The organism is Halalkalibacter sp. HAAS-P014, assembly GCF_056619965.1.
Genome location: NZ_JBWQTV010000016.1, coordinates 251,631 through 266,727, shown reverse-complemented (window position 1 = coordinate 266,727; position 15,097 = coordinate 251,631). Strand labels below are relative to the sequence as shown.

Sequence of the window (15,097 nt, the reverse complement as noted above, 5' to 3'; positions counted from 1 at the left end):
ACCAGAGGGTGAGGTGGTTGGCAATCTTCCATTTATGATTTATTTCTTAACCCTTAGAGAGAAAATAATGTAAAAAGAGAAACCCCACTAAAAAAAGTGGGGTTTCTCGACAATCTGTAGTGCCAAGGCACTGCTTCTTTTTTTTTGGAAGGTATTTGTGCTTTTTATGAAATTGGCTGTGATTCGTTGTGATATCGATGCAAAGTTGATCATAAAGATGAAAGGAGAGGGGGTTCGCAAATGAAAAAGTTGAGGCAACAAATGAAAGACTGGATGACAAAGCAATTGCAACTACCTGCGGATGTCATGATGGACCTACCGCGAATTACAATGATAGGCCAATTGCATATTTATATTGAAAACCATCGTGGTGTTTTGACATTCTCAAACCAAGAGCTGCGCTTGTTACTTAAGCAAGGGCAATTACTAATAAAAGGTGACAATTTTGTAATAAAAACGATTCTTCCTGAGGAATTGTTGCTAGAAGGTCGTATTGATCAAGTGCTCTATATAGATGATACACGTACATAGTATTGGCTAAGTATATGTGTGTTTTAAAGGGGGAAAACTAAAATGAAAAATAATTGGACTAACCATCTTCATGGCTATGTGCGAGTGAGGATTGAGGGGGACTATCCAGAGAGGTTTCTAAATAGATGCATCGAAGAAAAGATATCTATATGGCAAATTAAAAAAATTAGCGATAAGCGAATTGTTTGCTTTATGGATGTTGAAGATGCAAAACGAATTCGACCTCTTTTAAAAATGACCGATTGCAAAGTGTCATTTATTCAACGTAATGGCTTTCCATTTTTATTAAAACGCCTGCTCAGAAGGTCAGGCTTTATTGGAGGACTAGCAGTCTTTCTTGTTATCATGTTTATTCTTTCTAATATGGTTTGGGGTATTGAAATTAAAGGAGCTTCTCCTCAGGTTGAGCATGAAGTTAGGCAAGTTGTTACTGACATGGGAATAAAGCGTGGAGCTTTTCAGTTTTCATTGCCTAGTGTTGAACTTATTCAAAGAGATGTGACGGAGTTGGTCCAAGGGGCAACTTGGGTTGGGGTGAGGCAAAAAGGGACGACCTTCCAATTTGAAGTTGTGGAACAACAACTTCCAGAGGAGGCTGAAAGGTATAGTCCGAGACACCTTGTTGCTGCGAAAGAAGCAATCATTCATAAGATATTCGTTGAACATGGTCAAGCTCTTGTGAAACCCAATGATTTTGTTCGTAAAGGAGATCGTCTTGTATCTGGCTATATTGGAAAGGAAGATGTTGACGATGAAGAAAAAAAATTAGTGCCTGCCCAAGCTGTTGTGCTTGGAGAGATATGGTATCAATCTGAAGTTTCTGTTCCGCTTGAAACACTTTTCACAACACTGACTGGAGAGAAAAAATCTAAACATTATTTGTCTATTTCAGGGATTGATGTTCCTTTTTGGGGCTTTGGAAATGTGAAATTTGTTGAGTCACAGGAATTTACTCATGAGAGACCTTTTCGCTTTTTTCGCTGGTCCTTACCATTTTCTTATAAGAGATCTGATTATCTAGAAACCAATCAATTTGAACGTACGTATTCAAAAAAAGAAGCTGTCAGAGCAGCAAGGGAACGTGCCCGTGTCGATCTAAAAAAGCATTTACCAGAAGATGCTGAGATCATTGACGAAAAAGTTTTGCACGAAGACGTTGAGAATGGTAAAGTAAACTTACGGATACATTACCAAGTAATAGAAGATATTACATCGGAGCAACCGATTATCAAGGAGAATGAGTCTATTGACAGAAACGAAAACGATGCAGTTAGAAGTCAAGAACGCTAATGAGACGCAAGCGCTTATTGGTCCTCATGACAGACATCTGAAGCGGTTAGAAGAGCATCTTGGTGTAACAATTGTCACACGTGGTGAAGAAGTGATTGTTACAGGAGATGCTACTAAGACAAAAATCGTTAGAAACATTATTTCTACTTTAATTACATTAATTAGAAAGGGTATTGCTATTTCTGAGAGAGATGTAGTTTATGCAACCCAATTGGCAGAGCAAGATAGGCTTAGTGAATTGCTCGAACTTTATGATGAAAAAGTTGCTACAAATGTCAAAGGTAAGCCCATTATAGCTAAAACCCTTGGCCAACGGCATTATGTCTCGGCAATCAAGAAAAAGGACATGGTCTTTGGGATTGGCCCAGCTGGGACAGGCAAAACGTATTTATCTGTTGTAATGGCAGTAACGGCGTTAAAAGAAGGTAGTGTTAAAAGAATCGTCTTAACTCGCCCTGCTGTTGAAGCTGGTGAAAGTTTAGGTTTTTTACCTGGGGACTTAAAAGAAAAAGTAGACCCGTATTTGCGACCACTATATGATGCACTGCATGACGTACTAGGGATGGAGCAAACCACTCGTTTGATGGAAAGAGGAACAATAGAAGTGGCTCCTTTAGCATACATGAGAGGTCGTACACTAGATGATGCATTTGTAATCTTAGATGAAGCTCAGAATACAACCCGAGAACAGATGAAGATGTTTATTACGAGGCTTGGATTTGGTTCTAAGATGGTGATTAATGGTGATTTAACTCAAATAGACCTGCCTCGTGGGAAAAAATCTGGTTTGAAAGTTGCTATTGAGATTTTGAATAATGTCAAAAATATTGCTTTTATTTATTTGCAGCAATCTGATGTTGTTCGTCATACGTTAGTACAACAAATTATTGAGGCTTATGAAAAAGAAGAAGCCGGTGAACGAAACACATAATGAAAGTATTAAGACAGAAGCCTTTGCCTTAGGAGGCGTTAAAATGAAGACCCTCTTGTTAAAGAGGGTCTTCATTTACTAAGGTTGAGAAGGGGCAGAGTGAGGTGAGTACGTTGGAAAAGCAATCACCAATTGATCAGCAAAAGTGGTGGAAACGAATGCGTGATCATCGATATATAAGGGGGATTCTTTTTTTTACAGTAGGCTTGTTTCTTTATATCTTATTGTTGGGGAATGTTATTCCTGACACATTAGAAATTCGACTTTCTCAAATTGCAGATAAAGACATTCGGTCCCCTATAACAGTCGAACACAAAACAGCTACCGAGGAAAGAAGAAGCGCTGCAATTGATGAAATAGGGTCTGTGTATGAGCTGAAACGCGAATATGCTCAGAATCAAGTGAAAAAAGTTGAAGATATATTTAGTTTAGTAGAACAAGTACAAAATAGTGACCTAGGGCTAGAGGAGGATGAAATAGAAGAGGGCGAACCCTTAACAGATGAAGAAAGTTTGGAGCAAAAAGTAGAGTATGTTAAAGACGTTCTTTCTTTAAGGCGAAGCAATGGAGTTACAGACCAAACGTTAATTACGTTAATAGAAGCCTCAGAATCACAGCTGCAAATTGCAAGGGAGACAACGACAAATGCAGTTCATGAAGTCATGAGTGAGCGAATTTCAATACGTGAACTGTCAGATGCTAAACAAGAAGTGAGTAATCAAATCTCTATATCTACAGTAAGCAGCAGGTTACTTGAAGCGATGATTGAAGTAGCACAATTTGCTGTTATTCCTAATTATATTTATGATGCGAATGCTACTGAACAATTAAGGAAGGAAGCTGCTGAAAGCGTAGAGCCTGTTTTAATTAGAGAAGGACAACTTCTCATTAAAGAAGGTGAAATGATTAACCATGAAATCTATGAACAACTTCGAATTGTTGGACTTTTAGATGGTTCATTTAATATATTTCCCTATATCGGTCTAGCTATCCTAGTTTTGCTAATTACTGGTATGTTAGCGTATTATGTAAATGAGGCTAAAACATCAGTGCAAAAAAATAACAGTCATCTTTTAATGTTTACATTAATTTTTATTGTTACTGTGGCTATTATGAAGATAACCAGTCTTTTAGAAGGTTTGGATATGGTGGGTGTTGGTTTTATCGTTCCGGTTGCAATAGGTGCGATGTTGATCACTTTGCTGATCCATACACGGTTAGCCCTTTTTACAGCAATTATGTTTGCTGTTATTGGAAGTATTATGTTTAACAATGAAACCGTAGGCACGTTTCATTTTACGTATGGATTTTATATGTTGTTTAGTTCGTTTGCAGGTGCTTATTTTTTAAGTAAGTCGAATAGAATCTCAAGGATACTGCGCGCTGGACTATTTGTTTCAGCTGTTAATATCGTAGCTGTTATCAGCCTTTTGTTTATGAAATCAGTACAGAGTAGTTGGATAGAAATAGGAATGCATGTTGGATTTGCTTTCCTATCTGGCTTTATAGCAGCCGTGTTAACGATTGGTCTATTACCATTTTTTGAAGCTGGTTTCGGTATCTTGTCAGAATCGAAATTAATTGAACTCTCTAATCCTAATCATCCACTCTTACGTAAAATACTAGTAGAGGCTCCAGGTACGTACCACCATAGTGTGGTTGTCGGGAATTTAGCAGAGGCTGCGTGTGAAACAATTGGTGAAAACGGATTAGTGGCGCGAGTGGGGGCGTATTATCATGATCTCGGAAAAACGAAGAGGCCGCATTTCTTCATTGAAAATCAAATGAAAATGGAAAACCCTCATGATAAAATATCTCCACAATTAAGCAGAACCATTATTATTGCTCACCCGTATGATGGAGCTGATTTGCTTAGGGAGTATAAAATGCCTAAAGAAATTATTGATATTGCTGAACAGCATCATGGGACAACTTTACTTAAGTATTTCTATCATAAAGCAAATCAAGAGGCAGATCAGCCAATACCGGAATCTCAATTCAGGTATCCGGGGCCTAAAGCACAAACAAAAGTGTCGGCGATAGTTGGAATTGCTGATAGTGTCGAGGCGGCTGTCCGTACGATTCAAAAGCCGACTCCTGATAAGATTGAAGCACTTGTAAGAAAGATTATTCAAGATAAGTTAGAGGATGGTCAGTTTGATGAGTCGGATTTAACTTTAAAGGAACTTGACCAAGTTGCCGTTTCAATTTTAGAAACGTTAAAAGGGACTTTCCATCAAAGAATTGAATATCCCGAAGATGTTAAAGGAAAGGGAGATAAGGGATGAGCGTTACAGTTGATTATCATGATGAAACAGGTAGTTTGGCGAAAGATCACCAAGATCTTGTAGAAGCTGTTATTTTAAAGACATTAGAAGTTGAAGGTGTAACAGGTGAAACTGAGGTTTCCGTTACTATTGTAGATGAGAAGCGAATTCAAGAAATAAATAAGGACTATCGTGAAAAAGATCAACCTACAGACGTCATTTCGTTTGCTTTAAATGAGCAAGATGAAGATGAACTTGAAATTGTTCCAGAGCCGGATATGCCTAATATTCTTGGTGATATTATTATTTCTTCCGTACATATTAAAAGACAAGCGGAGGATTATGGGCATTCATTTGAGAGGGAGTTAGGTTTTTTAACGGTTCATGGAATGCTTCATCTACTTGGTTATGACCACATGACGGAAGCTGAAGAGAAGGAAATGTTCTCGAAGCAAGAGGAAATATTGTTAGCTTATGGGCTTACACGATAGAAATAGAAGAGGATTTAAACGCCTATTAAAGTCTTTCTTATATGCTTCGCAAGGTCTGCACTATGTAGTGAAAAATGAACAAAATATGCAAGTTCATCTCGTTGTTGCACTAGTGATATTATTTGCTGCTTTTCTTTTAGAGTTTCCAGTTAGTCATTGGTTAATATTACTGCTTGTTATTGCAGGTATGTTTGCACTAGAAATAATGAATACTGCAATTGAACGTACCGTTGATCTTGTGACAAGAGAATTTCACCCTCTAGCAAAGAGGGCAAAAGATATTGCGGCAGCTGCAGTCTTTGTCTATTGTTTGTTCGCAGTCATTATAGGGTGTATTTTGTTTATTCCGGCTCTAATTGAATTGTTCTAGTAATGCTAGAGAGGAGTCTCCTCTATTATGTGGAAGAAGTTTCAGAAAAATATTATTGCGGGTATTATATTTTTATTGCCAGCAATTGCAACGATCTATGTTATACAATTTTTGTTTGGGCTTGTTGATGCATTTCTTGGATCATTTATTACTGATGTTTTCAAAGCGCTAAATATCATTACTACAGAAGAAGGGCGCATTTATTTCTTAGGTGTCTATACACCCTTTTCAGAGCGATTGCTTGGAATAGGATTTGTTTTAACCATCCTATTAATTACGTGGGTAGGTGCTATGCGAATTCAAGGGAAGGGCGTGAAAATATTTGGTACAATTGATCGTACCTTTCGTAAGATCCCTATAGCGAATTCTATCTATACTTCAGTGGAACAAATAATTCATGCTTTTGCTCAAGAGCGTACTTCTTTTAAAAATGTTGTTCTTGTTGAATATCCTAGGAAAGGTTTATATACAGTCGGATTTCAAACAGGAGAATCTAAGGGAGAAGCTCAGAGAGTGACTGAAAAAGAATGTATTAATGTGTTTCTTCCAACAACTCCTAACCCAACATCGGGTTGGTTGGTCCTTGTCCCAAGGGATGAGGTTATAGTATTGAACATGACTGTTGAACAAGGGTTGAAATTTATTATTTCGGGTGGAGTAGTTGTACCACCTGATACGGGTTCTATCGTTAATGATATGGAAACTGATTATAATGAAAAGGACCTTGTCGTTCATGTTCGTTCGAGAAGAAAGGATGAAGATAATGAACAAAGAAGAGTTGATAGTTGAAGCAAAACAAGCAAGAGAACAAGCTTATGTACCATACTCTAATTTTCAAGTTGGTGCAGCGCTTCTTATGGAAGATGGAACGGTCTTTAAAGGTGCAAACATTGAAAATGCCTCATATGGATTAACAAATTGTGCTGAGCGAACTGCTTTGTTCAAAGCATATTCTGAAGGAAATCGGCACGTTAAAATGATAGCAGTTGTTGCAGGGACGGAATTGCCAATTTCACCTTGTGGGGCATGTCGTCAAGTAATGGTGGAGTTATGTTCACGTGACACGCTCGTCATTCTTACTAACTTAAAAGGCGATATTACAGAAATGACGGTAGAAGAGTTACTACCAGGAGCATTTACAGCGGAGGATATGAATGAATAACGATAAGAGTTTTAAATCAGGGTTTGTTTCAATCATTGGTCGTCCAAATGTGGGGAAGTCCACGTTATTAAACCATGTTATTGGCCAAAAAATTGCAATTATGTCAGATAAACCACAAACAACACGTAATAAAATACAAGGTGTATATACTAGCAATGAATCGCAAATTGTCTTTATTGATACACCGGGTATTCATAAACCGAAACATAAATTAGGCGATTTTATGATGAAGGTTGCGCAAAATACGTTAAGAGAAGTAGATCTAGTTTTGTATGTAATAGATGCTACTGAAACATTTGGTCCTGGAGAAGAGTTTATTATCGAACGCTTGAAGGATACGTCTACGCCAGTTTTCCTTGTCATTAATAAAATTGATATGATTGCTCCGGACGATATACTCGGAGTAATCGATACGTATCGTAAAAAGTATGACTTTAAAGAAATCATCCCTATTTCTGCACTGCAAGGTAATAATGTTTCTACCCTAATGGAACAAATTACTGAGTATCTTGATGAGGGCCCACAATACTATCCGAGTGATCAAGTGACAGATCATCCTGAAAGATTCGTTGTTGGTGAACTGATCCGTGAAAAAGTCTTACATTTAACAAGAGAGGAAATCCCCCATTCAGTAGCAGTGAATATTGAACAAATGAAAAAACGTGAAAAGAATGACACGGTCTATATTGGCGCCACTATTATTGTAGAACGATCTTCCCAAAAAGGAATTATTATTGGTAAACAGGGAGCCATGCTTAAAGAAGTCGGAAAGAGAGCGAGAACGGATATTGAATCTTTACTTGGATCAAAAGTGTTCCTAGAGCTCTGGGTAAAAGTTCAAAAAGACTGGCGTAACAAACCAACCCACCTCCGCGACTTCGGATTCAGAGAAGACGAATATTAGAGGACACAAAAAAAGGTTGGTTTATACCTTTTTTTGTGTCCTCGGAAGCAATCAGCGGAGCCACTGCATGTCTTAAAGTCTGTTCTTTTGTGGGTTTTAAAAGAACGGACGAGCAGTGAGAGGAGCGATTGCATTAAATCAAGAAAAAGGTTGGTTTATACCTTTTTGTGTGTCCACGGAAGCAATCAGCTAAAAGAACAATGGTTAGGCGAGTGCCCATTGTTTTTTTTGTTTCTAAAGATTATTATATAACTAGGAAAGCAAATAAATAAAAGTCAAGTTATTTTAATTAACAATATTTCCTTATCATGTTTCTACGAAAGAAGGTCATCATACAAGTATAGAGCGTTAAAGTCTTTTATAGAAAGGTGGATTCTGGAATGCTCGATTTCTCATGGAAAGTCTTTTCAATGACAGGTAATGTTGATACGTATTTATTGTTGAAAGAACTAGAGCGCGATTCAGAAGATCAAATTGGACAAGAAGACATGGAGGATTTGGAAATATCCGACGCTCCAATACACTAGTATGTTGACACCTCACAAAAGGTGTGTGGTGACAAATGATCCAAAAAGTTGAAGGTATTGTGATTCGTACTACTGATTATGGCGAATCAAATAAGATTGTAACACTTTTTACAAGAGAGTTTGGAAAAATTGGTCTAATGTCTCGTGGGGCTAAAAAGCCTAAAAATCGTTTATCGGCTGCGTCGCAGTTATTTATCTATGGGACATTTGTTTTCCAACAAAGCCGTGGACTTGGTACGCTTAATCAAGCTGATATAATTAATTCTTTTAAAGAGGTTCGAAGTGACTTATTTCGGGCCTCTTATGCAACTTACATAGTTGAACTTACCGATAAGTTAACCGATGAAAGAAATCGAAATCCATATCTTTTTGAGTTGTTATATCAAACGATCAATTATCTAGATGAAGGCATTGATGCAGATGTGTTGCTCAGAATTTATGAGATGAAAATGCTCGCAGTAGCAGGGATTAAGCCAGAACTTAATCAATGTGTTAGCTGTCACTCGACTGAATTACCAGTGGCATTTTCAATTCAACAAGCCGGATTTTTATGTAAAAATTGCGTTAGTAAGGATGAACGGTCTTATCGTCTTTCAGCCCATTCTGCACGATTGATGAGATTGTTCTTTTACTTTGATCTACAAAGACTTGGACAAATTTCATTGAAAAGTGAGACGAAAAAGGAACTAAAAGAAGTAATATCAGCTTATTATGAAGAGTACTCAGGTATAAGACTGAAATCGAAACGGTTTTTAGAGCAAATGGAAAGATTTGATTTATAGCTTGAATATTGACACTTAAGCTGACTTTTTAGTATGATGCTAGTAATAAAATATGGTGTAAGGATGGAAAATAGTACTTACCCTCTCTTGAGAAAGCGAACCTAGGTTGGTGTGAGCTAGGGCTTAAGAAGGTAAAGAAGGCATTCCGGAGCGCATTTTGGTGAAAGTGATTAGATTCTTTCTAAAGACTCTAATAAATAGGGTGGAACCGCGGGAGTACTCTCGTCCCTATGTCGTAAAGACATATGGATGAGAGTTTTTTTGTTCTATCGCATAGTTGAAATGAGGCACCATATCAAAACGAAGGAGGAAACAAAAGTGAATGTTCAAAATATGATTTTGACGTTACAAGAATATTGGTCAAAACAAAATTGTATGATTATGCAAGCATACGACACAGAAAAAGGGGCAGGTACAATGAGTCCTTTTACACTTCTAAGGACGATTGGACCTGAGCCGTGGAATGTTGCGTATGTTGAGCCATCTCGCCGTCCTGCTGACGGTAGATATGGTGAGAACCCGAATCGACTTTATCAACATCATCAATTTCAGGTAATTATGAAGCCATCTCCAATTAACATTCAGGAGCTCTACTTAAAAAGTCTTGAAGCGCTTGGAATTAATCCATTAGAACATGATATTCGTTTTGTAGAAGACAACTGGGAAAATCCAACGCTTGGATGTGCTGGTTTAGGTTGGGAAGTATGGTTGGACGGAATGGAGATTACTCAATTCACTTATTTCCAACAAGTTGGTGGTTTGGAGGCGAATCCAGTTTCAGCTGAAATTACATATGGGCTTGAACGTCTAGCATCCTATATTCAAGACAAAGAGAATGTGTTTGATCTTGAATGGGTGGAAGGCTTCACTTATGGAGATATTTTTAAGCAACCAGAGTATGAGCATTCGAAGTATACATTTGAGGTATCCGATGTGCAAATGCTGTTCTCGTTGTTTGGAACATATGAACAAGAAGCTAAGAGAGCCTTAGACGAGTCACTTGTCTTCCCAGCGTATGATTATATCTTGAAGTGTTCACATACGTTTAATTTACTTGATGCACGAGGGGCTATCTCAGTGACAGAAAGAACAGGATATATTGGACGAGTTCGAAATCTAGCCCGTGCTGCAGCGAGATTATATTATGAGGAACGAGAACGTTTAGGCTTCCCAATGCTAAAAAAAGAGGAGGAAAGCAATCATGAATAAAAGAGACTTCCTACTAGAAATTGGGTTAGAAGAATTACCAGCACGATTTGTAACGAACTCAATACAGCAATTGAGTGAAAAAGTCGAAACATGGCTTATTGAGAAGCGGTTAGAGTTCGAATCAGTCCAAACATTTGCAACTCCGAGGCGACTAGCTATTTTGATTGGAGGATTAGGGGAAAGTCAACCGGATATTCAGGAAGAGGCGAAGGGGCCAGCTAAAAAAATTGCCTATGATGATAAAGGCGATTGGTCTAAAGCTGCCCAAGGCTTTGCACGTGGACAAGGTGTAACTGTAGATAATTTGTTTTTTAAAGAAGTGAAAGGTGTGGAATACATCTTTGCCAATAAATATATTGCTGGTAAAAATACCGTTGAAATTTTACCTGAATTAAAAGACATCATTCTTTCGTTGCATTTTCCTAAGAATATGCGTTGGGGGAGCAATGATCTTCGTTTTGCTAGACCGATCAGATGGCTCGTTGCAATGTATGGCAATGAAGTAATTCCATTTTCAATTACGAGTATTGAAACTGGTACAAAAACGTATGGTCATAGGTTTCTTGGAAAAGAAATTGAACTGACTGAACCAAGTGAATATAGTAAAGCTATGCTTGGAGAATATGTGATTGCCAATCCTGACGAGCGTAAAAGCGCGATACGAAACCAAATCGAAGCTATGACAGAAGGAAACGGATGGGTTGTTCCGATTGATGAAAGCTTGCTTGAAGAAGTTACACATCTTGTTGAATATCCTACTGCGCTTTCGGGTAGTTTCGATGAAGACTTTTTAACATTACCAAAGGAAGTTTTGATTACGTCAATGAAGGAGCACCAACGATACTTCCCTGTAGAAAACGAGAGTGGAGAGTTATTACCATATTTCATTACAGTACGGAATGGAGATCACCAACATTTAGATAATGTATCGAAAGGAAATGAAAAAGTCCTTCGAGCAAGGTTGTCAGACGCAGATTTCTTTTTTAATGAAGATCAAAAACTAAAAATTAATGATGCTCTTAAACGCTTAGAACAAATCGTGTATCATGAAGAGCTTGGATCTATTGGAGACAAAGTTCGAAGAGTAAATTCTGCAGTTGGAAAATTAAATGAGTTGCTAGGAGTCGATGCAATTACAGGAAAGACAGCCAGTCGTATTGCTGAAATTGGAAAGTTTGACCTTGTTACTCAAATGGTAAATGAATTTACGGAATTACAAGGAAGAATGGGAGAAGTATATGCCAAGCTTTCTGGCGAACTTGATGAAGTAGCACAAGGGATAAACGAACAATATCGCCCGCGTTTTGCTGGAGATAAGAGTCCATCAACTCTTGCAGCTACAATTGTGAGCATTGCTGAGAAATTAGATACGATTGTAACTTGTTTTGCGATTGGACTTATACCTACAGGCTCCCAAGACCCGTATGCTCTTAGACGTCAAGCTGCAGGCGTTGTTCAAATGGTCAATGAGTATAAACTTGAAGTGAACCTTGAACAGCTTATTACACTAACTCTTGAGATTGCCAATGATCGTGGCTTATTAAAAAGAGATTATAAAGAGGTTGAAAGTGAACTCGTTGAATTTTTCACATTGCGTGTAAGGGCACTTCTTCAAGAATCAAATATAAAGTATGATATTATTGATGCTGTATTAAGCGATGGAATTGGACATATTCCAACTGTAATAGAAAAAGCACAATTAATTTCCGACAAGCGAAATGATGTTGCTTTTAAGCAAACGGTTGAAGCTCTTAGCCGTGTGACGAATATTGCTAAGAAAGCTAAAGGTGTTAAAGAGATTGACCCGTCTTTATTTGAGAAAGATGAAGAAATGGTTCTTTTTACACATTATAAAGAATTAAAAAATACCGTGGAAAATGCTTTGCAACAAGGTAATGCTGAACAGGCTTATGAGGCCCTAGCAAGTTCGGAGCCAATTATTAATAAATATTTTGATAACATCATGGTAATGGCAGATGATGAAAAGGTAAAACAAAATCGGTTGAATCAAATGAATGAGTTAGCAACAGTTATTCGATCATTTGCACAGTTTCAAGCGATTGTGTTTTCATAAAATAGAACTACATTGGAGCTAATAGTGTATTTATATCGGAATTTAACGTGTTAGACATTTGCTAATTGCCCATACTAATACTTATTTCTTTTCATTTTGGCTTTCAATCGTATATAATAATTATATATTAGTATGGCACTTTAAGGTGCTAAGGACGGTGAGAACCAATCGAACTGACAAATAGGCAAGAGCAAATAGTTCATATAGTAAAGGAAAGTGGTCCTATTACAGGGGAACAAATAGCAGAACGGTTATCTCTTACTAGGGCTACACTCCGACCAGATTTAGCAATTTTAACGATGGCTGGATATTTAGATGCTAGACCTCGTGTTGGTTACTTTTATACGGGAAAATCAGGGAATCCAATGTTGGCTGATAAAGTAAAACATATTACTGTTAATGAATATCAATCACGCCCTGTTGTTGTACAACAATCAGCTTCAGTTTATGACGCTATTTGCACAATGTTTCTCGAAGATGTTGGAACATTATTCGTTGTAGATAAAGAAATTACACTAGTAGGGGTTCTTTCGAGAAAAGACCTTTTACGTGCGAGTATTGGTAAACAAGCTCTTGAATCGATGCCGGTAAGTATTATTATGACGAGAATGCCCAATATTACGGTTTGTAAAAAAGATGATCTAATTATTGAGGTAGCCAATAAATTAATTGATAAGCAAATAGATGGTGTTCCTATCATTGAGGAAGTAAATTATGGTTCAGGTTATGAAGTAGTTGGACGAATAACAAAAACTAATATTACAGCATTACTAGTTGATTTAGCTAATGAGGAAGTTATATAGGTAGGAAGCAAGGAGGACATTCATGGAGGATTTAAAACAGCGACCTGTTGTATATGTCGTTTCAGATTCGGTAGGTGAAACTGCTGAGTTAGTCGTAAAAGCAGCAGCTAGTCAATTTAGTAGCGCTGGACTTGAAGTGAGACGGATTCCATATGTTGAAGATAAAGAAACGATCGAAGAAGTAGTAATACTTGCAGCTAAAGCAAAAGCGTTAGTCGCGTTTACGTTAGTAGTTCCAGAAATAAAGGATCACTTAGAAGCGCTTGCTAAACAAATGGCTGTTGATACCGTTGATATTTTAGGTCCGATGTTAGAGAAGATAAGGGATCTTACTAAGCAGACACCTCGGTATGAACCTGGACTTATTTATCGACTAGATGAAGATTACTTTCGTAAAGTTGAAGCAATTGAGTTTGCTGTAAAGTATGATGATGGGCGAGATCCAAGAGGGATAATGAGAGCCGATATCGTGCTCATTGGTGTTTCAAGAACATCTAAAACACCCCTTTCACAGTATTTGGCTCATAAACGATTAAAAGTAGCAAATGTACCGTTAGTTCCAGAGGTGGAACCACCTAAAGAGTTATTCAATATTAATCCGAGTAAATGTGTGGGTTTAAAAATTAGTCCAGAGAAGTTAAATGATATTAGAGCTGAGCGTTTAAAAGCACTGGGTTTGAAGGCACAAGCAAATTACGCTAATCTGGATCGCATTAAAGAAGAGCTTATTTATTCTGAGAAAATCATGGAACAGATTGGCTGCACTGTAATTGATGTTTCGAATAAAGCTGTTGAAGAAACGGCAAATCTTATTTCAAGTATGTTTTTAAAAAAGTAAAATTAAAAGGGTGGCTCTTATAGTCCCCCCGGCTAGCGAAAGCATATGGTTTAGTGTTAACTAAACGCTTGATTGTTATGGTGTAACTAGTGGGGATTAGAGTCATCCTCTTTTTTGTGTGAGAAACTTCTTGTGGATGTATATGTGGTGTTATTCATAACTTTGTGTCCATAATGATTGTGGGCATAGAAAAAATGAATGTTTTTGTTTTTAACTAGTCAAGGAAGGAATATTTGCGTATAATAAAGAATTGTGGTTTTAAACAGTATAATTATAGGCATAATTTTAAAAAGAACAAATAAATTTTAAAAGTCAAGACTTTTTCTTTGTTTTTTGGTAATGATAGTAAGGATAAAAAAAACAAATCGCCTTGATTGTGTTTTGTTCGACAAATATCTACGAAATTCTTTAAAATGATAGCAGGAATTTTGAAGGGAATGTTGAATTCAACTATTATGAATCCTTCATTAAGAATAGTTTATGTTGATGCTGACGCGTGTCCTGTAAAAACCGAAATAGTAGAAATTTGTGAGCTTTTTACCGTACCGATGGTATTTGTTTCGTCTTATGCCCACAAATTAACCTTACCTAATAGTGCTAAGGTTGTTACTGTCGATAATGAGAAAGAAGCTGTTGATCTCTTTTTGATGAACAAGGTGAAGAAAGGTGATGTATGTATAACACAAGATCATGCACTTGCATCTATCCTTTTAGCTAAAGGAGTATCAACCATATCACCACGTGGGTTTATTTATCAAGAAGATACGATTACACAAATGCTAGATGCACGGTATCTATCTCAAAAACAGAGGAGAATGGGTGGGAAAACGAAAGGACCAAAATCTTTTCGACAAGAAGATCGTATAAAATTTGTTGAACAGTTTACAAAAATTCTTGCAAAAAAAGAAGGAACATAGC

16 protein-coding genes are annotated in these 15,097 nt (G+C 37.3%); all 16 read left to right on the top strand.

Annotation, left to right across the window (positions count from 1 at the left end; translation table 11 throughout):
* Positions 1-240 precede the first annotated feature (240 nt).
* The 16 genes from yqfC to AC1FXZ_RS14080 all read left to right on the top strand — a co-directional run bounded on the left by yqfC (position 241) and on the right by AC1FXZ_RS14080 (position 15,096).
* Entirely contained in the window at positions 241-531 is a 291-nt protein-coding gene (gene yqfC, locus AC1FXZ_RS14155) for a sporulation protein YqfC (RefSeq protein WP_480054706.1), read from the top strand.
* A gap of 42 nt (positions 532-573) precedes the next feature.
* Complete coding sequence (yqfD, locus tag AC1FXZ_RS14150; RefSeq protein WP_480054704.1) at positions 574-1,821, top strand: sporulation protein YqfD; 1,248 nt, start codon at positions 574-576, stop codon at positions 1,819-1,821.
* The gene (locus AC1FXZ_RS14145) at positions 1,769-2,752 is read left to right on the top strand and encodes a PhoH family protein (protein ID WP_480054702.1); all 984 of its coding nucleotides are present in this window, start codon (positions 1,769-1,771) and stop codon (positions 2,750-2,752) included. The genes yqfD and AC1FXZ_RS14145 overlap by 53 nt, the downstream gene beginning before the upstream one ends.
* A 113-nt stretch (positions 2,753-2,865) precedes the next feature.
* Complete coding sequence (locus AC1FXZ_RS14140; protein ID WP_480054730.1) at positions 2,866-5,040, top strand: HD family phosphohydrolase; 2,175 nt, start codon at positions 2,866-2,868, stop codon at positions 5,038-5,040.
* Positions 5,037-5,510, top strand: a complete 474-nt coding sequence (gene ybeY / locus AC1FXZ_RS14135) for an rRNA maturation RNase YbeY (RefSeq protein WP_480054700.1) — start codon at positions 5,037-5,039, stop codon at positions 5,508-5,510. The genes AC1FXZ_RS14140 and ybeY overlap by 4 nt, the downstream gene beginning before the upstream one ends.
* Complete coding sequence (locus tag AC1FXZ_RS14130) at positions 5,494-5,880, top strand: diacylglycerol kinase family protein (RefSeq protein WP_480054698.1); 387 nt, start codon at positions 5,494-5,496, stop codon at positions 5,878-5,880. Before ybeY ends, AC1FXZ_RS14130 begins: the two co-directional genes overlap by 17 nt.
* 27 nt (positions 5,881-5,907) lie before the next feature.
* Entirely contained in the window at positions 5,908-6,669 is a 762-nt protein-coding gene (locus tag AC1FXZ_RS14125) for a DUF502 domain-containing protein (RefSeq protein WP_480054696.1), read from the top strand.
* Entirely contained in the window at positions 6,635-7,042 is a 408-nt protein-coding gene (locus AC1FXZ_RS14120; RefSeq protein WP_480054694.1) for a cytidine deaminase, read from the top strand. Before AC1FXZ_RS14125 ends, AC1FXZ_RS14120 begins: the two co-directional genes overlap by 35 nt.
* Complete coding sequence (era, locus tag AC1FXZ_RS14115; protein ID WP_480054692.1) at positions 7,035-7,946, top strand: GTPase Era; 912 nt, start codon at positions 7,035-7,037, stop codon at positions 7,944-7,946. The genes AC1FXZ_RS14120 and era overlap by 8 nt, the downstream gene beginning before the upstream one ends.
* Before the next feature lie 380 nt (positions 7,947-8,326).
* Positions 8,327-8,473 carry a YqzL family protein gene (locus AC1FXZ_RS14110; protein WP_480054690.1) on the top strand — a complete coding sequence of 49 codons (147 nt, stop codon included), beginning with the start codon at positions 8,327-8,329 and terminating at the stop codon, positions 8,471-8,473.
* A 35-nt stretch (positions 8,474-8,508) separates the two neighbouring features.
* Positions 8,509-9,255, top strand: coding sequence for a DNA repair protein RecO (gene recO, locus AC1FXZ_RS14105; RefSeq protein ID WP_480054688.1), 747 nt, complete (start codon positions 8,509-8,511; stop codon positions 9,253-9,255).
* Between the two features lie 318 nt (positions 9,256-9,573).
* Entirely contained in the window at positions 9,574-10,464 is an 891-nt protein-coding gene (gene glyQ / locus AC1FXZ_RS14100; protein WP_480054686.1) for a glycine--tRNA ligase subunit alpha, read from the top strand.
* Entirely contained in the window at positions 10,457-12,538 is a 2,082-nt protein-coding gene (glyS, locus tag AC1FXZ_RS14095) for a glycine--tRNA ligase subunit beta (RefSeq protein ID WP_480054684.1), read from the top strand. The genes glyQ and glyS overlap by 8 nt, the downstream gene beginning before the upstream one ends.
* Positions 12,539-12,705: 167 nt before the next feature.
* A complete protein-coding gene (ccpN, locus tag AC1FXZ_RS14090) occupies positions 12,706-13,341 on the top strand; it encodes a transcriptional regulator CcpN (protein ID WP_480054728.1) in 636 nt (211 codons plus the stop codon).
* A 22-nt stretch (positions 13,342-13,363) separates the two neighbouring features.
* A complete protein-coding gene (locus tag AC1FXZ_RS14085; protein WP_480054682.1) occupies positions 13,364-14,179 on the top strand; it encodes a pyruvate, water dikinase regulatory protein in 816 nt (271 codons plus the stop codon).
* Between the two features lie 437 nt (positions 14,180-14,616).
* A complete protein-coding gene (locus AC1FXZ_RS14080; protein ID WP_480054680.1) occupies positions 14,617-15,096 on the top strand; it encodes a YaiI/YqxD family protein in 480 nt (159 codons plus the stop codon).
* The last annotated feature ends 1 nt before the right edge of the window (position 15,097 follow it).